Genomic DNA, 17,882 nt, shown 5'->3' with positions numbered 1-17,882 from the left:
CGTTCTGACGGAACCGGTTCCCAAGGCCTACGTTCGGGCACATGATGGACCTGCCCAGGGAGCCAATCCTGGTCGGCTGCATCGAACTCGAGAGGGAGGAGTTTGATTTGAGTCTTCTTGCCCGACTGGCGCCGCATCTTCCGTATGTACGGCGCTATGCCCGAGCCTTGACCGGCGACCAGACCACCGGCGACCACTATGTTCGAGTGGCCCTGGAAGCGCTGGCGGCCGGCGATCGGGTGCTGGAGGCCAATCTCACTCCTCGCGTGGCGCTGTATCACGTCTTCCACGCCATCTGGCTGACCAGCGGCGCTCAGCTCGAGGCGCCGGGCGACGAGGGCGGCGACGACGCCAGCCAGCGGCTGATGCGCATCGCCCCGCGCTCGCGTCAGGCGTTCCTGCTCACCGCGCTTGAAGGCTTCACGCCCTCCGAGGCCGCCCAGATCCTGGGCGTGGAGTTCGGCGACGTCGAGCGGTTGATCGCCGAGGCCCAGGCCGAGATCGACGCCGAACTCGCCACCGACGTGCTGATCATCGAGGACGAGCCGGTCATCGCCGCCGACATCGAGGCGCTGGTCACCGAGATCGGCCACACGGTGGTCGACATCGCCGCCACCCGCACCGAGGCGGTCGACGCGGTCAATCGCAAGACGCCGGGCCTGGTGTTGGCCGACATCCAGCTCGCCGACGGTTCGTCCGGCATCGATGCTGTGAAGGACATCCTCGCCCGACACGACGTGCCGGTGATCTTCATCACCGCCTTCCCCGAGCGCCTGCTGACCGGCGAGCGCCCGGAGCCGACCTTCCTGATCACCAAGCCGTTCCAGCCGGAGACCGTGAAGGCGGCTATCGGTCAGGCGCTGTTCTTCCATCCGCGCAACACCCGCAAGGCGGCCTAGCGGCGGATCCTCCACCTTCGCGTTCAAGCACGCCGCGCCGGGGTCTTGGCGCGGCGTTTTTGCCGGCGTTGCGCTAGCGGACGCTCGTCGCCCCGTCCGGCGTCGGGGTGGTCTGCAGCGTGCCGTGCGCAGGTTCGCCGAGCTCGAACGACTGGGCGGTGCGGACGGCGCTGGCCTTGCTTGGCGGCGTCGCCGACTGTTCGCTCGCTCGCCACGACCAGGCGCCGAACAGCGCCAGGGTCGCCAGCGCCGTGGAGACCGCCAGGACCCAGAACATGTGCACGCCGATGCGTCCCTGCCGCGCGCGCGTCGCGTTCAGTCCGGGCCGAGAGGTGTAGCGGGTCGTGGCCATGTGTCGTCGCCTCCAGGGTTAGAACGGCAGCCGGTCGAGGGGGCCGGGCGGCGCCGGGCGCGCGGAGTCTCCGCGGTCGACCGACATCTGGCCGAGCAAGGCCCCGGCCAGGGCCACCGACAGGATCACCGCCAGCGCCCACCAGCGGCGGCGCAGCGAATGACCGTGATCCTCCTGCGTTCCTGCCGCGCCGAAGCGCTCATTCCGCTCGTGGATCATGGCCTCTCCCCTGACCAGGCGAGCGAACTTGCCCGCGTCTGGCTAACGTTCCGCAGGGGGCGGACGTTCCGCACGCGATTTTTGCTTGGCCGTGGGGTTCGACAAGTGCGCGCCGCGTCTTATCTTAAGGGCATGAACAGGACCAAGCTTACCGCCGCCATGTTCGCGGCGCTTACCCTGGCTGGGGCCGCCCAGGCCCAGGCTCAGGCCCCGTCCGGGCTCGAAGGCATGACCGTGCGCGGACAGAACGGCGTCGTGCTTGGGGTCGTCGAGCGGGTGACCTATCGCGATAATGGCGCCCCCGCCCAGGTGCTGGTGCGCCCCAAGGGCCCGCCTGGCGCCGGTCCGCGCAGCCTGTCCTACGGCGCGCTGCGCAAGGAGGGCGGCGAACTGTCGGCGCCGCTCAGTCAGGCGGAATTCAACGCCATGCCAGCGGTCAACGTCGCGCCGAAGTAGGCGAGGGCGAGACGGCCGGGAAAAAAATCGCGTGGTACGGGAACGAACGCATCGCGCATGGGTTTATGGATTGCGGAGGCGGCGACGCCCCCCCCGACTTGAGACCGGCGAACATGCCGGTCTGCCGCCTCCGCACCCCTTTTCTCGATGATGCGCACTCAAGAGGCGGGCCTAGAGCCCGCCTTTTCTTATGCGCCTCGTCCTAGGGCGTGGTCAGCTCCAGGGTGACGTCGGCGCGCCGACGCAGCGGCCGGGCGTCGCCGGACGCCGTGACGGCCCCTTGCTGGCCGGCGGCGGCCAGATCGAACTCGGCCGCCGGCAGGCCGTTGGCGATCAGCGCCTGGGTCACCGAGGCGACGCGCTGCTTGGACAGCTCCAGATTGGCGGCCGGCGCGCCGACCGCGTCGGCCAGGCCCAGCACCTTCACCCGCTCGACCTTGCAGGCCTTGGCCGAACTGGCGGCCTGGGCCAGGACCGCGCGGCCCTCTTCGGTGACCTCGGCGCTTTCGGGTTCAAAATAGATGTGGACGGTCAGGTTCTCGCAGGCGGCGGGAGTTTCGATCTTCGCCCGCGCTCCGCCGGGGGGCGTGGTGGCGCATCCGGCCAGAACCAGCCCGGCGCCGGCGCTCAGCGCCGCGATCGTCCACGTCTTCATTCCCAGACCCATGATGCTGCAGTCCTCAATATGACGATGGGCGGACAGCATAGCTGACCGCCCATCGCAGGCTAGTCTAGGTTGCGCCGATGCGATCAGCGCGGGCTGCCGTCTTCCCAGTAATAACGGCCCGAACCGTTGTCGTAGTAGTAATACCGGCCCGCGCGCTCATCGTAGTACTGGCGGCGGTTCTGGTTTTGGGCTCCGCAGCCGCCGTCCTGGCGACAACCGCGGACCGCGCCCGCGCCGCCGCCCAGCGCCGCGCCGATGGCCGCGCCGGTTCCGGCGTCGCCGCCGCCCACATTATTGCCGATCACCGCGCCGGCCAGGGCGCCGAGGGCGGCGCCGCCGGCGGCGTTCCGCTCGACGTTGCCGGTGGTGGTGCAAGCGCTCGCCAGCAGGCCGGCGCCGGCCAGGGCCGCGAGCGGCATGAGAGATTTGGCCTTGAGCATATGGCTCTCCTTACTTATCCCGCCGACCCCAACGCGCGCCTTACGGCAGAGTTCCGGACGGAACCGCGTCCAACCGCCGCCGTTAGGGGGCTGCTCCCACGGGGGCGCTCGCAGAGGACAAATGGCTCAAGCACCGAAGATCTCCCGTATCGAGGCGGTGGTGAACGTCGCCTCCGGCGGCGCCACGGCCCAGGACGCCGAGCAGATGCGCGCCCTGCTGGCCGAGCACGGCGCTCACGCCAACGTTCAAGTTGCCGACAGCGCGGAGATCGAACGGCGGCTGCGCTCGGCGGTCGATGCTGCGCCCGATCTGCTGGTGATCCTGGCCGGCGACGGCACCGCCCGTTCGGCCGCCGACATGGCCGGGCCGCAGGGGCCGCTGATCGCCCCGTTGCCGGGCGGCACCATGAACATGCTGCCGAATGCGGTCTACGGCGCGGTCCCCTGGCGCGAGGCGCTGACCACGGCGCTGGAGACCGGCGTCGAGCGCGACATCGGCGGCGGCCTGGTCGAAGGCCGCAGCTTCCTGGTCGCTGCGATCCTTGGCGCGCCCGCCCTCTGGGCGCCCGCCCGCGAGGCGGTGCGCGAAGGCCAGTTCCGCCTGGCCTTCGCACGGGTGCGCCGCGCCTGGCGACGAGCCTTCTCCGGGCGTTTGCGCTACTCGCTCGACGGCGGGCCGCGCGGCAAGGCCGAGGCGGTGGCCTTTCTCTGCCCGCTGGCCTCCAGCGCGCTCTCCGACGACGCCCAGAGCCTGGAGGCCGCGGTCATCGACCCGCAGACCATGACCGAGGCTGCGCGCATCGGCATCAAGGCGCTGGTCGACGACTGGCGCAACGACCCGGCGGTCAGCGCCGGCCCTTGCCATCAGGCTCGCGTCTGGGCGGCCAGTCGGGTGCCGGCCGTGCTCGACGGCGAACCGGTCTGGCTGGCCTCGAGCGCCACCGTCGACTGGCGGCCCCAGGTCGCCCGATTGCTGGCGCCGCCGCGGGCGGCCGGATGATCCGCATCGCCCACCTCTCGGACATCCACTTCGGCGGCGAGAACGTCGCGGCGGTGAGCGCCGCGGCCGAGATCCTGAGACAGGGCGGCTTCGACCTGACCATCGTGTCGGGCGACCTCACGCAGTTCGGGGCGGTGGGCGAGTTCGAGGCCGCCGCCGCCTGGCTGGCCTCTCTGCCCGGACCGCAACTGGTTTGCCCCGGCAATCACGACGCGCCCTATCTGGCCTGGTGGGAGCGGTTCTTCAGCCCGTTTGGGCGGTTCTCACGGATCATTGGCGCGGCGGAGGCGCAGACCTTCGCCGGGGCGGGTCTGGCGGTCTATGGCCTCAACACCGCCCGCGGGGTGCAGCCGCGCGCCAACTGGTCCAAGGGGCAGATCTCGCGCGCCCAGAGCCGCGAGGCGCTGGCCTGGCTGGCCGCCGCCCCGCGCGAGGCGCTGAAGGTGGCGGTCGTGCACCATCCGCTGGTCGAGATGATCGGCGGGCCAATGACCGGCAAGGTCTGGGGCGGCGAGGCGGCGGCCCGGGCCCTGGCCGAGGGCGGCGTCGACCTGGTGCTCTCGGGGCACATCCACGCGCCGTTCGTCTGGCCCTATCCGTTCGCCGGCGGCTGCGCTCACGCGGTCGGGGCCGGCACCCTCTCGAGGCGCGAGCGCGGCGTCGCGCCCAGCTTCAACATCATTGAGGCCGACGCCGGCGAAATCCGCATCATCGCCCAGGGGTGGACCGGCTCGCGGTTCGAGCCGCTGCGCAGCTGGGCGGTGAACCGCAGACAGCAAAACGCCCGCCCCGACTAGGGGCGGGCGTTCAGCATTTCAGTCGTTCGCGCTAGAGCGCGCCGCGCCCTCGAACCAGGTGCATGACGAGGGAAACCACGAAAAGCACCAGGAACACGAAGAACAGAATCTTGGCGACGCCCATCGCGGCGCCGGCGATCGAAGTAAATCCGAGTACGCCGGCGATGAGGGCGACTACCAGGAAGGTCAAGGCCCATCCAAGCATGTCGTTTCTCCGGTTATTGTGTCCGGAGAGGTAAACGCTCAGCTGTGCCTGACGTTCCGGGATCTAGACCGGACCCGGGTGGGTCCAGCCGGCCTCGCCCTTGCGGGCGGCGTCGTACTGGGCCTGAGCGAACGTCCAGTTCGGCAGCGCGTCGAACCAGGCCTTCAGGAAGCCTTCGCGGTCGTTCTTGTGATCCAGGTAGTAGGCGTGCTCCCAGAGGTCGGCGACCAGCAGCGGCACGACGCCGGCTTCGGTCAGCAGGTTCACGCCATCGTGCGTGTCGACGATCGACAGCGCGTCGCCCTTGGCGGCCAGCCACACCCAGCCCGAACCGAAGTGGCCGACGCCCTTGGCCACGAACTGGGCCTTCAGCTGCTCCAGCCCGCCGAAGTCGCGGTCGATGGCGGCGGCCAGATCGCCCGAGACCTTCTGGCCGGGCGGGCTCATGCATTCCCAGAAGAAGGTGTGGTTCCAGGCCTGGGCCGAATTGTTGAACAGCTTGGCCTGCCCGACCGCACCGCGCACGACCTCTTCCAGCGAAGCCGGCTTGGCGCCCGCCTCGTCCAGCATCGGGTTCATGACGTCGAAGTAGCGCTTGTGATGCTTGCCGTGGTGCAGGTGCATCGTCGCCTCTGAGATCACAGGCTCCAACGCGTTGTGGGCGTACGGAAGGTTCGGCAGTTCAAACATAGCAATTTCCTACGGGGGAGGGATCGCGGGCTGGCGCCCACGTCCCACACTAACCCGAACTGTGGTGTTTGGTTCTCTAGGATTTGGAGGCGCGGCCGGCCATCAGCGCCGAAACGACGGTGGCGGTGGTCCGCGGGTTCTTCAGCGCCACGGCGGCGACCGCCCCGACGATCCCCAGCGCCACCCAGGGCTTGGCCTGGGCCAGTTCGAACATGCGCGAGGAGAGGTCCTTGTCCTGATCGCGCTTGTGGTGGCGGCGAGGCGGGCTGGCCATCATCAGCAGCACCATCCCGATCGCCCCGGCCAGCAAGGCGGCGGCCGCGGCTACCAGCACACCAGCCCACGCCTCGCCGACCGCGGGGATCAGCGCCGCATGCAGGGCCATCGCCAGGAACACCACGCAAACGACCGCCGTCGCGGCGAGCGCGACGGCGGCGACAACGTAATAGAGCGCTCGCTTCAGGATCAATTTTTGCGGCCGCTGGCTAGCAGCAGGCCGATCAGCAGGCCGACGCCGAGCGCCGCGCCGGTCGCCACCAGCGGGCGTTCCTTGACGCGTTCGACGACATAGCGCTGGGCGTCGTCGATGTGCTCGCCGGCGTTGTCGGCGTAGGTGCGGCTCTGGGCGCGGATCTGCTCGAGCCCTTCGGTGACGACCTTTTCGAAGCGCTTGGCGGCTTCGCCGAAGCTGCGCTGGGCCTCAGCCGAGAGCTTGGAGGCGGAATCGGCCATCTGTTGGGCCGCGGCCTTGGCTTCGTCTTTGGCTTGGTCGACGGCGTTGGTGGCCATGTCAGATTCTCCAAGTATTCAGCAGGTAACGCAGGGTTGGCATGGAAGCCTTGCCACAACGTCAAAGGCAATAGGCGGTTCCGAAAATTGACTGAAAGACTCCACGCGCAATTCGGGGCATACAACCTTCGGTTCCTGTCGCTCGGACCCGAACCTCGCTTAATGGTCGCGCGATGGTGAAGCCCGCCGCTGGACGCAATCTCGATCACGAACGCCTCGAACTGGCGCTCGAGTCAGCGCGCCTGGGCGACTACGAATGGGACATGGTCGCGGACGTGGTGCGCATCAGTCCGCGCATGTCCGAGGTCAGCGGCCTGCCCGCCGGCGAGTGGCCGGCCGAGAAGGGCGAGTTTCTTTATCGCGGCGTGCACCCCGACGACCGCGAGCGCACCCGTCAGTTCATGGAAGCCTCGATGCGCGCCGAGGGCCGCTTCGAAGCCGAGTACCGCCGCATTCGCGAGGATGACGGCCGCACCGTCTGGATGCGCACCTCCGGCCTGCTGGTCAGCGACGACGAAGGCCGGCCGATCCGCGCGGTCGGCGTCGCCCAGGACGTCGGCGACCGCCGGGCCGAGGAGGACCGCCGCCGGGCCCTCATGGCCGAGCTCGACCACCGGGTGAAGAACGTGCTGGCCGCGGTCCAGGCCCTGGCCGTGCAGACCGCCAAGCGCACTACGTCGCTCGACAGTTTCCTGTCGACCTTCTCGGGTCGGCTGAAGTCGATGGCCTCGGCCAACGAACTGCTGACCGCCGCGCGGTGGCGCGGCGCGGCCATCGCACACCTGGCCGCCGCCGAGCTGGGCGGCATCGCGCCGGGCCAGACGCGTTGGGATGGGCCTGAGCTGTTCCTGACCCCGCGCGCGGCCAACGCCCTGTCGCTGGCCCTGCACGAGCTGGCCACGAATGCGGTGAAGTACGGCGCGCTGTCGGTGGAGACCGGCCGCGTCGATGTCCGCTGGACGCAGATCGCCGATGGCGGGTTCGAGTTGTTCTGGACCGAGACCGGCGGCCCGCCGGTGGTCGTCCCGACCCACAAGGGCTTCGGCTCCACCCTGCTGGGGCAGGTCACCGGCCGCGAACTCAACGGCGAGGTCGAGGTCGAGTACCGCCGCGGCGGCGTCAGCGTGCGGCTGCGCGCCGGCCCCGCCGCTGTCGTCTCGCGGCCCGAGACCGTGCCAGAGGCGCCGGCCCCGCGGAAGATCGAGATCACGCCCGCCGCCCAGGGCCCGGTCGATCTGCGCGGCAAGCGCGTGCTGATCGTCGAGGACGCCGTGCTGTTGGCCCTGGAGCTGGAGACCGGCCTCTCCGACGCCGGCGCCCAGGTGGTCGGCCCGGCCTACGAACTGGCCGAGGCGATGAGCCTGCTGGCCGGCCACATCGACGCGGCTGTCCTCGACGCCAACCTTAACGGCCTGGCGGTGACCCCGGTGGCCGAGGCGCTCGCCGCCCGCGGGGTGCCGTTCGTGTTCGCCACCGGCTACGGCGACAGCGGCGCGCCGATGGGCTTCGACGCCCCGATCATCCGCAAGCCCTACGACGTCACCCAGGTCGCCGCCGCCGTCGGGGCGCTGCTGGCCTCCTAGATCGCCTCGGCTAACGCGGGCGCCGGGGCCTTTCCTGGGTGCAGCCAGCACTCGGACCGATCATGCAGCTCAGCCAGGGCCGCGCGCACCGCCGCGATCTGCGCCTCCCACATGTTCGGCGGCGGGATCGTGCTGTTGTCCAGCACGTTCATGCAGGCGTTGGCTTCGAACACAAGCAGTTCGCCGTCAGGCCGCAGCGAGACGTCGATTCCGAAGTGGTCGAGCCCGACTGTGGCGCGGATCGCGTTCAATACGGGCGCCATCCGCGGCAGCGTCTCGGCCTGGAACCTGTCTCGCGCGGCGCTTTCCTCGGCCTGGGCGCCGGCGATCCGGCTGGCCGAGTGCAGCAACCAGCGCTCGCCGATGATCAGGTGGCGCCAGAAGACGCGCTCGCCGACGAAGATCAGTCGCAGCTTGCGATAGAGGCCGTCGGCGTCGGCGAAATCGATGAACTCGCTGGCGTAGATCGCCTCGTCGATCCCCAGCGGAATGTGCGCCGCGTCGAGCTGCTCGCGGCTGTCCAGCCGCACCAGCCCCTTGCCGCCGTGCCCTCCGGCCGGGCGCAGCAGCAGCGGAAAGCCGAGTCCAGCCGCCAGGATCGCGGCGATCAGCTCGGACCGGGTCGGGGCGCTCAGCCGTACGGTCCGCGGGGTGCGCACCCCGGGGATTTTGGCCAGCAGCTCGGCGCTGCGGTCGCGCCGCGAACTCAGGACGGCGGTCGGATGGTTCAGCATCGGCAGACCGGTCTGCTGCGCGACCAATTCAGCCTTGCCCAGGGCGTTCGCATAGAGATCGGGATCGGCCATGTAGTTGACCAGCGGAACCCGCGGCAGCTTCACCTGGAACGCGTTCTGCCGGTTGTCCAGCCACAGGTCGCGTCCGCGACTGCGCAGCTCGGGCATGTAGGAGAGGTAGCTGGCGGTTCCGTTGACCGTGAACCGCGGCCGTCCAAAGCCGCTCTCGATCAACATGTGGACCTCGCCGCCAGCCGGCGCGCTGACCAGGAACAGGAGCTCGGGGCGGGGATGACTTGACGGCGAATCTGACACCGGAGGCGCCGTAATCGGCGCTGCGGTCTCCCGCAAGAGGTCTAGGCGTTCAGGAACGCGATCATCTCGCGCACCGCGGCGCGGTCCTGGATCATGAACATGTGCCCGCCCTCGTAGAAGCGCAGCTCCGCGCCGGGAATCCTGCCGGCCAGCCGTTCCAGCGTCGCGGGCAGGGCGATGCCGTCATAGCGGCCGCCGGCGACCAGGGTCGGGGCGGCGATCTGGTCCAGCCGCGCCCAGGTGTCGTGGTCGGCCCGCGCCTCCAACTGGCGGTGCGCGCCTTGGGCGCGGCCGGGCTCGTCCGCGTACGGATCGGCGGCGGTCATGGCGATGATCTGGGCGTAGGTCTCGGGATTGGCCGCGGCCCAGGCGTCGTCGCGGCGGGTGTCGGAGATCGGCGTCAGGTGTTTTGCTCGCGCCTCGCCCTTCAGGTGCTCGATCTCGTGGAACGCGAACGAGGCGCCGCCGGCCCCGCCGGGGGAGGTGCAGGCCAGCACCAGCCGGCGGATGCGGCCCGGATGGCGCAGCGCTAGCTCCTGGGCGACCATGCCGCCGAACGAGACCCCGATGACGTGGGCGCTGTCCCAGCCCTGGCTCGCCATCAGCGCAGCCGCATCGTCGGCGTAGTCGGCCATGGCGTAGCGGACGTCCGGCTTGTCCGATCGCCCCAGGCCCCGCTGATCGTACGAGATCATGTCGAACGTCTTGGGGAACGGCCCGTCGAACTGGTTCGGCTTCACCCGCAGGTCGCCGCCGGTGCCGGAGATGAACAGCAGGGGCGCGCCGGTTCCTGCGCGCTCGAAATAGAGGTTCAGGCCATTGACGGCGGCGATGGACATGGCGCGCTCCCCTAAGCTTGCACTTGGCCCCATGGGCGGCGCCGCGGCCGCTTTCGTCAACCGTCCTCCTGTCCCCGCGTCGCTTGACGGGCGCGTTTACGGCGGCATGCAAACCGGTGCAGCCTCCGGGCGGACGAGGAGGGCGGCGCATGAGCCAGATGCAGGGCGAACCGATCGCGCGGATCGGCTGGTTGCGGGCTGCGGTGCTGGGCGCCAATGACGGCATCGTCTCGACCGCCAGCCTGATCGTCGGCGTCGCCGCCGCCGCCCAGGGACGCAGCGAGATCCTGATAGCCGGGGGCGCGGCGCTGGTGGCCGGGGCCATGTCGATGGCCGCCGGCGAGTACGTCTCGGTCAGCTCGCAGCGCGACACCGAAGAGGCGGCCCTCGAGGCGGAGCGCCGCCAACTGGCGGCTGAGCCGGAGGCCCAGCTGCGCGAACTGGCCGCCATCTATCAGGGGCGCGGCGTGGCTCCGGACCTGGCGCTGCAGGTCGCCCGCCAGGTCAGCGCCCACGACGCCCTGGGCGCTCACGCCCGGGCCGAACTTGGCCTGTCGGAGATCACCACCGCCCGGCCGATCCAGGCGGCCTTCACCTCGGCGGTCACTTTCTCGGCCGGCGCGGCCCTGCCGCTGGCCGCCTCGCAGATGGCGCCGATGGCCTGGATCGTGCCGGCCGTGGCGGTCGCGTCGCTGGTCTATCTGGCGGTTCTGGGGGCGCTCGGCGCTTGGGCCGGCCGCGCGCCGATGTTGCGGCCGGTGGTGCGGGTCACCTTCTGGGGGGCGGTCGCCATGGCGGTCACCGCAGGGGTCGGCGCCCTGTTCGGCGTCGCCGCCTGAACATGAAAAAGCGGCCCGGCGTCAGGCGCCGGGCCGCTCAATTCGTCGATCAGGAACTGATCAGACCGCCTGCAGTTGGCCGGCCGAGTTCTTGCCGCTGCGCTGGTCGCGCTCCAGCTCGAAGCTCAGCTTCTGGCCCTCGTGCAGGGTGCCCATGCCGGCCCGCTCCACCGCCGAGATGTGCACGAACACGTCCGCGCCGCCATCGTCAGGCTGAATGAAGCCGAAGCCCTTTTGGGCGTTGAACCACTTAACCACACCAATAGTCATTGTTGTCCCTTTCCGGACATGAGTTCTCGCGCCCACGTCGGGTCGCTCGATCAAATTTTCGGAGAGGTCCGGAGGCAATTGTGAAGCTGATCTCTCAAGTAGAACTAGCGTCACGGCAGCGAGCCAAAACGACATTTGACTCGTTCAAACTGCGCGTAATTTTCCCGTGCGGCAAGAAATATATGGAAAAATCGCCATTCGCTGCCGGATATGCTATGGCTTGCGGATGCAAAAAGGTTTGGAACGGGCCGTTTTGACGGTCGCACTTCGGGACGGCGTCTGGGCCGTCGAGTTGGACGGTGACACCTTCGGGCACTCCCCCGACAAGGACGTCGCCAAGGCCGCCGCCAACAAGCGGGCGCGTGAGGTTCAAGACAACGGCCGCCCCTGCCAAGTCCGCGTCAGCGGCGAACTTGGCTTTTTCGCAGCCTAGCCCCGGCTAGGCGATCGCTCGTAGTCGGCGCAGCCCACGGGCGCGCCGCCCCCTCCCTCGGCGCAGCCGGGTGAGGGGGACTTTGACTCCTAGACCACGCCCTTCGCCCGCAGCCCCGCCACGTCGTCGGCGCTGAGCCCCACCTCGGCCAACACCTCGTCCGTGTGTTGCCCCAAATCCGGACCTGGCCAGCGCACCGCGCCGGGGGTTTCGGACAACTTGGGGAAGGCGTTTTGCATCTTCACCTTGCCGAACACCGGATGCGGCAACTCCACGATCGCCTCGCGGGCTTGGTACTGCTCGTTCTCCAGCATGTCGGACGCGCGGAACACCCGGCCGCAGGGAATGCCGCTGGCCTCCAGGTGCGCGATCAGCTCGGGCAGCTTCCAGGTCGCGGTCCAGGCGGCGATGATTTCGTCCAGTTCCTTCTGGTTCTCGCCGCGCGCCGCGTGGCTGACGAACTTCGGGTCGCTCGCCAGGTCGGACCGGCCCATCGCCTCGGCCAGCCGCGCGAACACCGTGTCGCCGTTGCCGCCGATCAGGATCATCTCGCCCTCCGCGCACGGATAGACGTTCGAGGGCGCGATGCCGGGCAGGATCGAGCCCGAGCGCTCGCGCACATAGCCGGTCAGGTCGTACTCGGTGACCAGGTTCTCCATCACCGCCAGCACGCTCTCATAGAGGGCCGCGTCGATCATCTGGCCGCGGCCGGTGCGCTCGCGCGCGTGCAGCGCCATGGTGATCCCCATCACCGCATGCATGGCGGTCAGGCTGTCGCCGATCGAGATGCCGGCCCGCGCCGGCGGCCGGTCCGGTTCGCCGGTCACGTGGCGCAGCCCGCCCATCGCCTCGCCGATCAGGCCGTAGCCCGCGCGCTTGGCGTAGGGCCCGGTCTGGCCGAAGCCTGACACCCGGGCGACGATCAGGCGCGGATTCCGCGCGGCCAGGGCTTCATAGCCCATGCCCCACTTCTCCAGCGTGCCAGGCCGGAAGTTCTCGATCAGCACGTCGGCCTGGTCGATCAGCTTCAGCGCAATGTCGCGGCCTTCGGGCGTGCGCAGGTCCAGGCCGACCGAGCGCTTGTTGCGCCCGATCACCGGCCACCACGGCGACAGTCCCTTGGGCAGGCTGCGGCCCCACTGGCGCATCGGGTCGCCGGTCTTCGGGTCCTCGATCTTGACCACGTCGGCGCCGAAATCACCGAGGATCTGGCCGCAGAACGGGCCGGCGATCAGCGTCCCCATCTCGACGACCTTCAGCCCCTGCAGCGGGCCGGTGTTGGCGGCGGCGTCGGTCACGTTTGCTCCCTCCCCGGAACAGATCACGCGTCTGTGAGTTTTCGACCCGTGCGCCGTCCGTTGGACCCGCGCCGATCATCTTAGTCAATCTTAGGAGGGTTTGATGACCCGTCACCTGCTGATCGCGGGCGCGGCTATTGCTGCCATTTCGCTGGCCGCTTGTGGGCAGAAGACCGACACCAAGGGCGCGGCCACGCCGGCCGAGCAGGCCGCGACGCCTGACGCCAATCCGGCCGCGACGGTGATCACGCCGTCGAACGAGGCGGCCGCCCCCGACTTCGTCGCCAAGGCGGCCGCCAGCGACATGTTCGAGGTCGAGGCCGCCAAGCTCGCCGCCACCAAGGCCAAGAGCCCCGAGGTGAAGAAGTTCGCCGCCGACATGGTCACGGCCCACACCAAGACCACCGAAGGCCTGAAGAAGGCGATCGCCGACTCCGGCCAGACCGCTCTGGCGCTGCCGACCGTCTTGCCCAAGGACCTGCAGGACAAGCTGACCGACCTCGGCAAGGCCGATAACTTCGACAAGGCCTACATGGACAATCAGGTCGACGCCCACCAGGCCGCGCTGGATGTCCTGCAGCGCTACGCCCAGGACGGCGACGTCCCGGCCATCAAGGCCTTCGCCGCCGCCACCGCCCCGACCGTGCAGCAGCACCTCGACAAGGCCCGCACGATCCGCGACGCGGTGAAGTAGCGTCAGCCTAGTTCCTCACCCCATTGGGGGCGTGGCGCGCGAAGCGCGACGGAGGGGGACTGCTGACTCAGCAAGCCCCCTCAGTCAGCCATCCGGCTGACAGCTCCCCCAGCGGGGGAGCAATTGGGCCGCAACCGGCGCATCCCGCAAAAAACCTCCCGTCCTCCCATTACGGCAGGGTTCACATCACCCCTTCCCAGGCGTAAGGCGGCGCCATGACATCCTATGTCCTGCCGCCTCATGCTCCCGCCTCCGTGCCCGTGGAGGGCGAGGCGGCGGTTTTCCCGGTCCGCCGCATCCTTTGCGTGGGCCGCAACTACGCCGCCCACCGGCGCGAGATGGGCGGCGACGACCGCGATCCCCCGTTCTTCTTCGCCAAGCCCGCCGACGCGATCGTCCCGCCGGGCGGCGAGGTCCGCTACCCGCCGCGCACCAACGACCTGCATCACGAGATCGAGCTGGTCGTCGCGCTGAAGGGCGGCGGCGCCGACGTACCGGTCGAGCAGGCGCTCGGCCTCGTCTACGGCTATGCGGTCGGCGTCGACCTGACCCGCCGCGACCTGCAGAACGTCGCCAAGGCCAAGGGCCATCCGTGGGACGCCGCCAAGGGCTTCGACGCCTCGGCCCCGATCTCGGCGATCCGCAAGTGGGACGCCGCCCCGCCGCAGGGCCGCATCGCGCTCTCCGTCAACGGCGAGGTCCGCCAGGAAGGCCAGGTCGCCGACATGATCTGGAACCTCGCCGAGGTGATCGCCGAAGCCTCCAAGCTCTGGACGCTGGCCCCCGGCGATCTGATCTTCACCGGCACCCCCGAGGGCGTCGGCCCCATCGTCCCCGGCGACCTCGTCGAGGGCGAGGTCGAGGGCGTCGGCCAACTCAAGTTCACGGTGTCTGCATGAGCCTCACCCTGCATTCCTACTGGCGCGCCACCGCGCCCTACCGCGTCCGCATCGGCCTCAACATAAAGGGCCTCGACTACGGCTATGTCGGGGTGAACCTGCTGAAGGGCGAGCAGCACGCCGACGACTACGTCACCAAGCGCAACCGTCAGCACCTGACCCCGGCGCTGGAGACCGAGGGCCACGTGCTCGTCCAGTCCCTGGCCATCCTCGAATGGCTGGAGGAGACCCATCCTGCGCCGGCCCTGCTGCCGACGGACGCCTTTGACCGCGCCACCGTGCGGGCCATGGCCGCCATCGTCGCCTGCGACATCCACCCGCTGAACAACATGCGCATCCAGAAGGCGCTTGAGCAGTTCGGCGTCGACGAGGCCGGCCGCCTCGAATGGAGCCAGCGATGGATCGTCGACGGCTTCTCGGCGCTGGAGCCGATGGTCGCGCGCCACGGCCAGGGCTTCGCCTTCGGCGACACGCCGACCCTGGCCGACTGCTGCCTCGTGCCCCAGGTCTATTCGGCCCAGCGCTACGAGGTCGACCTTTCCCCGTTCCCCGCGATCGCCGCCGCCGCCGCCCATGCGGGCGCGCACCCGGCCTTCGCCGCCGCCCATCCTGATCGCCAACCGGACGCCGTGCATGCTTGAGGACCTGAAGGAAAACAACCGCCGCTGGGCGGCTGGAAAGCTCTCCGTCGACCCCGGCTTCTTCGAACGCCTGGTCGCCCAGCAGAGCCCCGAATATCTCTGGATCGGCTGTTCCGACAGCCGCGTCCCGGCCAATGAGATTGTCAATCTCGATCCGGGCGAGCTGTTCGTGCACCGCAACGTCGCCAATCTCGCCCCGCCGCAGGACGCCAACTACCTGTCGGTGCTGCAGTTCGCCGTCGACGTGCTGAAGGTGAAGCACATCATGGTCGTTGGCCACTACGGCTGCGGCGGCGTCGCCGCCGCCGTCGACGGCAAGCGCCGCGGCCTGGTCGACCACTGGCTGCACCCGATCCGCGAGGTCTACGCCGAGCACCGCGACGAGCTGGAAGTCCTGCACGACCACGAGCGCATCGACCGCCTGATCGAACTCAACGTCATGCGCCAGGTCCGCAACGTCGCCTCGGACGTCTTCGTCCAGGACGCCTGGGCCCGCGGCCAGAGCCTCAGCGTCCACGGCTGGGTCTATTCGATCGCCAACGGCCTGGTCACCGACCAGAACTGCACCATCAGCGGCCCCGTCGACCTCGACAAGGCCCGCGACGAGGGACAGTAGGGACCGAGCCTAGTTGCTCCCCCTCTGGGGGAGCTGTCAGCCGCATGGCTGACTGAGGGGGACTTCGACGCTTCTGCTTTGAGAGCAGTCCCCCTCCGTCTCGGCGCTCCGCGCCGATCCACCTCCCCCAAGAGGGGAGGATCAGATGCAGCTACTTCACCCGCACCCGGGCGCCGGCCTTGCGGCCTTGGTCGTCGACGACCGTCAGCCGGTAGAAGCCCGGGCCCTTCGGGCGCCAGATCGTCCGTCCACTGACAGGATCGGCGGCCAGCGGCTCGCCGGCGACGTACCAGGAGAGGCCCTCGCCGCCGGCCGCCAGCACCAGGCCGCGCGAGGCCGGCCCGAACGCTTCGACCTGCACGGTCGAGCCGTCGGGCGGGAAGATCAGCCGCGGGCCCTGCTCGCGGGTCTCTAGGCGCTGCAGCGCGCTCGGCGCGCCGCGCGGCGCGATCGGCCGCGGGGCGCTGGCCGGGGCGTCGATCAGGTCGGCGACGTCGAACAGCAGCGGCAACGCCGCGTCGCGCCCAGTCAGGCCGCCGCGCGCGCCGCCGTCGGCCCGGCCAGTCCAGACGACGATCACGTAGCGCCCGACCAGCCCCGCCGCCACCGCGTCCCGGAACCCGTAGGAGGTGCCGGTCTTGAACGCCATCACCGGCCGCCCCCTGGTCAGCGCCGTCGCCGTCGCCCCGGCCGGGGGCGGGGTCTCGCGCAGGATGGCCAGCACCTGCTCGGCCGCCTCCTGCCGCATCAGCCGCCGGCCGCCCTGGCGCTCGCGCCGCGCCGCCTCGTCCTGCGTCCAGGCCAGCGGCTTGGCCACGCCGCCGTCGCCCAGCGCCGCGTACAGCACCGCCAGGTCGCGCAGGGTGATCCCGACCCCGCCCAGCGCCATCGCCAACCCCGCCTCGCGCGTCTGCGCCTTGGGCCGCACCAGGTTCACCCCGGCCCCGTCGATCCGCGCCTCGAACGCCGCCGGCCCGACCTTGTCCAACAGCTCCACCGCCGGCACGTTCAGCGAATAGGTCAGCGCCTCGCGCGCCGTGACCTTGCCGCGGAAGATGCGGTCGAAGTTCTCGGGCTGGTAGTCGCCGAACCGCCGCGCGGCGTCGTCGATCTGGGTGTCGGGCGCCGCCAGTCCGTCGTCGAACGCAAAGCCGTAGATGAACGGCTTCAGCGCCGAGCCCGGCGAGCGCACCGCCCGGGTCATGTCGATCCAGCCGCCGGGTCGCGCCAGCCCGCCCGAACCGACCGCCGCGCGCACCGCCCGGCCCTTCAGCTCCACCACCAGGATCGCCGTCGTCGCTTCGGGGCCTTGGCTCTGCGCCATCCGGGCGGCCAGCGGCTCCAGCCGCGCCTGCAGGCCGGCGTCCAGCGTGGTCAGCACCGAAGCCTGGTCCACCGGCGCCGCCCGCGCCAGCTCGCCAGCGACGTGCCAGGCCAGGGCCGGGAACGGCGCGCGGCCGGGCAGGGGTTCTTGCTCGGCCTCGGCCGCGGCGACCTCGCTCAGCGCTCCGGCGCGGATCATCTTGTCCAGCACCGCCCGCCGCGCCGCACGCGCCGCCTCGGGGCGCTTGTCGGGCCGCCGCGCCTCTGGAGACTGCGGCAGCGCGATCAGCAACGCCTGCTCGCCGGCGGTCAGGGTCTCCGGCTCGTGGCCGAAGTACGACAGGCTGGCGGCCCGCACTCCCTCCAGATTGCCGCCATAGGGGGCCAGCGTCAGATACAGCGCCAGGATCTCGCGCTTGGAGAGCCGCGCTTCGATCTGCACGGCCCGGACCATTTCGATCAGCTTGGCGGAAATGGTCCGCGGCCGCGGCTCCAGCAGCCGCGCGGTCTGCATGCTCAGCGTCGAGGCGCCCGAGCTGACTCGCCCACTGGCGATCGCCGACCCCGCCGCCCGCGCCACCGCCAGCGGATCGACGCCGGGATGGATCCAGAACCGCGCGTCCTCGATCTGCACCAGCCGCTTCTGGAAGCTGTCGTCGGTGCGCGTCAGGTCGGCCCGGATCCGCCAGCGCCCGTCCTCGACCGGCAGCGCCCGCAGCCACGCCCCGCGCCGATCCAGCGCCACCGGCGAAGACCGCTCGGCCCGCCCCATGTCCGGCGGCAGCGCGGCGTCGGCCGCGAACACCGCGACCTCCACGCCGAGCAGCGCAATGAGGCCGAGGGTGAGGCGACGCACGCTCTTAGTTGCTCCCCCACTGGGGGAC

Annotated in this window: 24 protein-coding genes; 11 read left to right on the top strand and 13 right to left on the bottom strand. The window is 70.1% G+C overall.

What is annotated here, in order from left to right; genetic code table 11:
- The first annotated feature begins 107 nt into the window (after window positions 1–107).
- A complete protein-coding gene (locus C0481_RS12900; RefSeq protein WP_293404315.1) occupies window positions 108–899 on the top strand; it encodes a response regulator in 792 nt (263 codons plus the stop codon).
- A gap of 73 nt (window positions 900–972) precedes the next feature.
- Here C0481_RS12900 and C0481_RS12895 read toward each other — a convergent pair whose 3' ends face one another.
- Window positions 973–1,251: a hypothetical protein gene (locus C0481_RS12895; protein ID WP_293404313.1), complete on the bottom strand. Its 279-nt coding sequence runs from the start codon at window positions 1,249–1,251 to the stop codon at window positions 973–975.
- An 18-nt stretch (window positions 1,252–1,269) separates the two neighbouring features.
- Entirely contained in the window at window positions 1,270–1,470 is a 201-nt protein-coding gene (locus C0481_RS12890) for a hypothetical protein (RefSeq protein WP_293404311.1), read from the bottom strand.
- Window positions 1,471–1,602: 132 nt separating this feature from the next.
- On the opposite strand from C0481_RS12890, the gene C0481_RS12885 reads away from it, so the two are divergent.
- Window positions 1,603–1,926 carry a hypothetical protein gene (locus C0481_RS12885; RefSeq protein ID WP_293404309.1) on the top strand — a complete coding sequence of 108 codons (324 nt, stop codon included), beginning with the start codon at window positions 1,603–1,605 and terminating at the stop codon, window positions 1,924–1,926.
- A gap of 202 nt (window positions 1,927–2,128) precedes the next feature.
- On the opposite strand, the gene C0481_RS12880 is transcribed toward C0481_RS12885, so the two are convergent.
- Entirely contained in the window at window positions 2,129–2,581 is a 453-nt protein-coding gene (locus C0481_RS12880) for an OmpA family protein (RefSeq protein WP_293404308.1), read from the bottom strand.
- Window positions 2,582–2,676: 95 nt separating this feature from the next.
- Entirely contained in the window at window positions 2,677–3,012 is a 336-nt protein-coding gene (locus C0481_RS12875; protein WP_293404485.1) for a YMGG-like glycine zipper-containing protein, read from the bottom strand.
- A gap of 142 nt (window positions 3,013–3,154) precedes the next feature.
- Between C0481_RS12875 and C0481_RS12870 the strand changes: the two genes are divergently transcribed.
- Both C0481_RS12870 and C0481_RS12865 read left to right on the top strand, forming a co-directional pair.
- Complete coding sequence (locus tag C0481_RS12870; protein ID WP_293404307.1) at window positions 3,155–4,033, top strand: diacylglycerol kinase family protein; 879 nt, start codon at window positions 3,155–3,157, stop codon at window positions 4,031–4,033.
- Window positions 4,030–4,830, top strand: coding sequence for a metallophosphoesterase (locus C0481_RS12865; protein ID WP_363223545.1), 801 nt, complete (start codon window positions 4,030–4,032; stop codon window positions 4,828–4,830). The genes C0481_RS12870 and C0481_RS12865 overlap by 4 nt, the downstream gene beginning before the upstream one ends.
- A 31-nt stretch (window positions 4,831–4,861) precedes the next feature.
- On the opposite strand, the gene C0481_RS12860 is transcribed toward C0481_RS12865, so the two are convergent.
- The 4 genes from C0481_RS12860 to C0481_RS12845 all read right to left on the bottom strand — a co-directional run bounded on the left by C0481_RS12860 (window position 4,862) and on the right by C0481_RS12845 (window position 6,514).
- Complete coding sequence (locus C0481_RS12860; RefSeq protein WP_183771352.1) at window positions 4,862–5,035, bottom strand: DUF1328 domain-containing protein; 174 nt, start codon at window positions 5,033–5,035, stop codon at window positions 4,862–4,864.
- Between the two features lie 63 nt (window positions 5,036–5,098).
- Entirely contained in the window at window positions 5,099–5,725 is a 627-nt protein-coding gene (locus C0481_RS12855) for a superoxide dismutase (RefSeq protein WP_293404306.1), read from the bottom strand.
- Window positions 5,726–5,801: 76 nt separating this feature from the next.
- Window positions 5,802–6,194, bottom strand: a complete 393-nt coding sequence (locus C0481_RS12850; protein WP_293404305.1) for a hypothetical protein — start codon at window positions 6,192–6,194, stop codon at window positions 5,802–5,804.
- Window positions 6,191–6,514, bottom strand: a complete 324-nt coding sequence (locus C0481_RS12845) for a hypothetical protein (RefSeq protein WP_293404304.1) — start codon at window positions 6,512–6,514, stop codon at window positions 6,191–6,193. Before C0481_RS12845 ends, C0481_RS12850 begins: the two co-directional genes overlap by 4 nt.
- A gap of 173 nt (window positions 6,515–6,687) precedes the next feature.
- Between C0481_RS12845 and C0481_RS12840 the strand changes: the two genes are divergently transcribed.
- Window positions 6,688–8,097 carry an HWE histidine kinase domain-containing protein gene (locus C0481_RS12840; protein WP_293404303.1) on the top strand — a complete coding sequence of 470 codons (1,410 nt, stop codon included), beginning with the start codon at window positions 6,688–6,690 and terminating at the stop codon, window positions 8,095–8,097.
- Here the strand turns inward: C0481_RS12840 and C0481_RS12835 are convergent.
- Together C0481_RS12835 and C0481_RS12830 are read right to left on the bottom strand one after the other, a co-directional pair.
- On the bottom strand, window positions 8,094–9,068 hold the full coding sequence (locus tag C0481_RS12835) for a hypothetical protein (protein ID WP_293404302.1): 975 nt from the start codon (window positions 9,066–9,068) through the stop codon (window positions 8,094–8,096). The genes C0481_RS12840 and C0481_RS12835 overlap by 4 nt on opposite strands.
- Before the next feature lie 119 nt (window positions 9,069–9,187).
- A complete protein-coding gene (locus C0481_RS12830) occupies window positions 9,188–9,985 on the bottom strand; it encodes an alpha/beta fold hydrolase (RefSeq protein WP_293404301.1) in 798 nt (265 codons plus the stop codon).
- A 149-nt stretch (window positions 9,986–10,134) separates the two neighbouring features.
- On the opposite strand from C0481_RS12830, the gene C0481_RS12825 reads away from it, so the two are divergent.
- Complete coding sequence (locus tag C0481_RS12825) at window positions 10,135–10,824, top strand: VIT family protein (protein ID WP_293404300.1); 690 nt, start codon at window positions 10,135–10,137, stop codon at window positions 10,822–10,824.
- A gap of 60 nt (window positions 10,825–10,884) precedes the next feature.
- Here the strand turns inward: C0481_RS12825 and C0481_RS12820 are convergent, their stop codons facing one another.
- On the bottom strand, window positions 10,885–11,094 hold the full coding sequence (locus C0481_RS12820; protein ID WP_293404299.1) for a cold-shock protein: 210 nt from the start codon (window positions 11,092–11,094) through the stop codon (window positions 10,885–10,887).
- A gap of 253 nt (window positions 11,095–11,347) precedes the next feature.
- On the opposite strand from C0481_RS12820, the gene C0481_RS12815 reads away from it, so the two are divergent.
- The gene (locus C0481_RS12815) at window positions 11,348–11,527 is read left to right on the top strand and encodes a hypothetical protein (protein WP_363223542.1); all 180 of its coding nucleotides are present in this window, start codon (window positions 11,348–11,350) and stop codon (window positions 11,525–11,527) included.
- A gap of 89 nt (window positions 11,528–11,616) precedes the next feature.
- On the opposite strand, the gene C0481_RS12810 is transcribed toward C0481_RS12815, so the two are convergent.
- A complete protein-coding gene (locus C0481_RS12810; protein ID WP_293404298.1) occupies window positions 11,617–12,825 on the bottom strand; it encodes a CaiB/BaiF CoA-transferase family protein in 1,209 nt (402 codons plus the stop codon).
- 103 nt (window positions 12,826–12,928) lie between these two features.
- Between C0481_RS12810 and C0481_RS12805 the strand changes: the two genes are divergently transcribed.
- The 4 genes from C0481_RS12805 (at window position 12,929) to C0481_RS12790 (ending at window position 15,675) form a co-directional block, all read left to right on the top strand.
- Entirely contained in the window at window positions 12,929–13,519 is a 591-nt protein-coding gene (locus tag C0481_RS12805; protein WP_293404297.1) for a DUF4142 domain-containing protein, read from the top strand.
- A 215-nt stretch (window positions 13,520–13,734) separates the two neighbouring features.
- Window positions 13,735–14,418, top strand: a complete 684-nt coding sequence (locus C0481_RS12800) for a fumarylacetoacetate hydrolase family protein (RefSeq protein WP_293404296.1) — start codon at window positions 13,735–13,737, stop codon at window positions 14,416–14,418.
- On the top strand, window positions 14,415–15,059 hold the full coding sequence (gene maiA, locus C0481_RS12795) for a maleylacetoacetate isomerase (protein ID WP_293404295.1): 645 nt from the start codon (window positions 14,415–14,417) through the stop codon (window positions 15,057–15,059). Before C0481_RS12800 ends, maiA begins: the two co-directional genes overlap by 4 nt.
- The gene (locus tag C0481_RS12790; RefSeq protein WP_293404294.1) at window positions 15,052–15,675 is read left to right on the top strand and encodes a carbonic anhydrase; all 624 of its coding nucleotides are present in this window, start codon (window positions 15,052–15,054) and stop codon (window positions 15,673–15,675) included. Before maiA ends, C0481_RS12790 begins: the two co-directional genes overlap by 8 nt.
- Before the next feature lie 151 nt (window positions 15,676–15,826).
- On the opposite strand, the gene pbpC is transcribed toward C0481_RS12790, so the two are convergent.
- Entirely contained in the window at window positions 15,827–17,854 is a 2,028-nt protein-coding gene (gene pbpC / locus C0481_RS12785) for a penicillin-binding protein 1C (protein ID WP_293404292.1), read from the bottom strand.
- Between the last annotated feature and the right edge of the window lie 28 nt (window positions 17,855–17,882).

Source organism: Phenylobacterium sp., assembly GCF_013822795.1.
Taxonomy (GTDB): domain Bacteria; phylum Pseudomonadota; class Alphaproteobacteria; order Caulobacterales; family Caulobacteraceae; genus Phenylobacterium.
Note: the sequence above shows the minus strand (reverse complement) of the source record. Positions and strands in the feature narration are given on the sequence as shown.

Bases quoted from the DNA above. Each gene is read 5' to 3' on its own strand.
- C0481_RS12895 (WP_293404313.1), bottom strand. From the start codon at position 1,251: ATGGCCACGACCCGCTACACCTCTCGGCCCGGACTGAACGCGACGCGC.
- C0481_RS12890 (WP_293404311.1), bottom strand. From the start codon at position 1,470: ATGATCCACGAGCGGAATGAGCGCTTCGGCGCGGCAGGAACGCAGGAG.
- C0481_RS12885 (WP_293404309.1), top strand. From the start codon at position 1,603: ATGAACAGGACCAAGCTTACCGCCGCCATGTTCGCGGCGCTTACCCTG.
- C0481_RS12880 (WP_293404308.1), bottom strand. From the start codon at position 2,581: ATGAAGACGTGGACGATCGCGGCGCTGAGCGCCGGCGCCGGGCTGGTT.
- C0481_RS12875 (WP_293404485.1), bottom strand. From the start codon at position 3,012: ATGCCGCTCGCGGCCCTGGCCGGCGCCGGCCTGCTGGCGAGCGCTTGC.
- C0481_RS12870 (WP_293404307.1), top strand. From the start codon at position 3,155: ATGGCTCAAGCACCGAAGATCTCCCGTATCGAGGCGGTGGTGAACGTC.
- C0481_RS12865 (WP_363223545.1), top strand. From the start codon at position 4,030: ATGATCCGCATCGCCCACCTCTCGGACATCCACTTCGGCGGCGAGAAC.
- C0481_RS12860 (WP_183771352.1), bottom strand. From the start codon at position 5,035: ATGCTTGGATGGGCCTTGACCTTCCTGGTAGTCGCCCTCATCGCCGGC.
- C0481_RS12855 (WP_293404306.1), bottom strand. From the start codon at position 5,725: ATGTTTGAACTGCCGAACCTTCCGTACGCCCACAACGCGTTGGAGCCT.
- C0481_RS12845 (WP_293404304.1), bottom strand. From the start codon at position 6,514: ATGGCCACCAACGCCGTCGACCAAGCCAAAGACGAAGCCAAGGCCGCG.
- C0481_RS12840 (WP_293404303.1), top strand. From the start codon at position 6,688: ATGGTGAAGCCCGCCGCTGGACGCAATCTCGATCACGAACGCCTCGAA.
- C0481_RS12835 (WP_293404302.1), bottom strand. From the start codon at position 9,068: ATGTTGATCGAGAGCGGCTTTGGACGGCCGCGGTTCACGGTCAACGGA.
- C0481_RS12830 (WP_293404301.1), bottom strand. From the start codon at position 9,985: ATGTCCATCGCCGCCGTCAATGGCCTGAACCTCTATTTCGAGCGCGCA.
- C0481_RS12825 (WP_293404300.1), top strand. From the start codon at position 10,135: ATGAGCCAGATGCAGGGCGAACCGATCGCGCGGATCGGCTGGTTGCGG.
- C0481_RS12820 (WP_293404299.1), bottom strand. From the start codon at position 11,094: ATGACTATTGGTGTGGTTAAGTGGTTCAACGCCCAAAAGGGCTTCGGC.
- C0481_RS12805 (WP_293404297.1), top strand. From the start codon at position 12,929: ATGACCCGTCACCTGCTGATCGCGGGCGCGGCTATTGCTGCCATTTCG.
- C0481_RS12800 (WP_293404296.1), top strand. From the start codon at position 13,735: ATGACATCCTATGTCCTGCCGCCTCATGCTCCCGCCTCCGTGCCCGTG.
- maiA (WP_293404295.1), top strand. From the start codon at position 14,415: ATGAGCCTCACCCTGCATTCCTACTGGCGCGCCACCGCGCCCTACCGC.
- C0481_RS12790 (WP_293404294.1), top strand. From the start codon at position 15,052: ATGCTTGAGGACCTGAAGGAAAACAACCGCCGCTGGGCGGCTGGAAAG.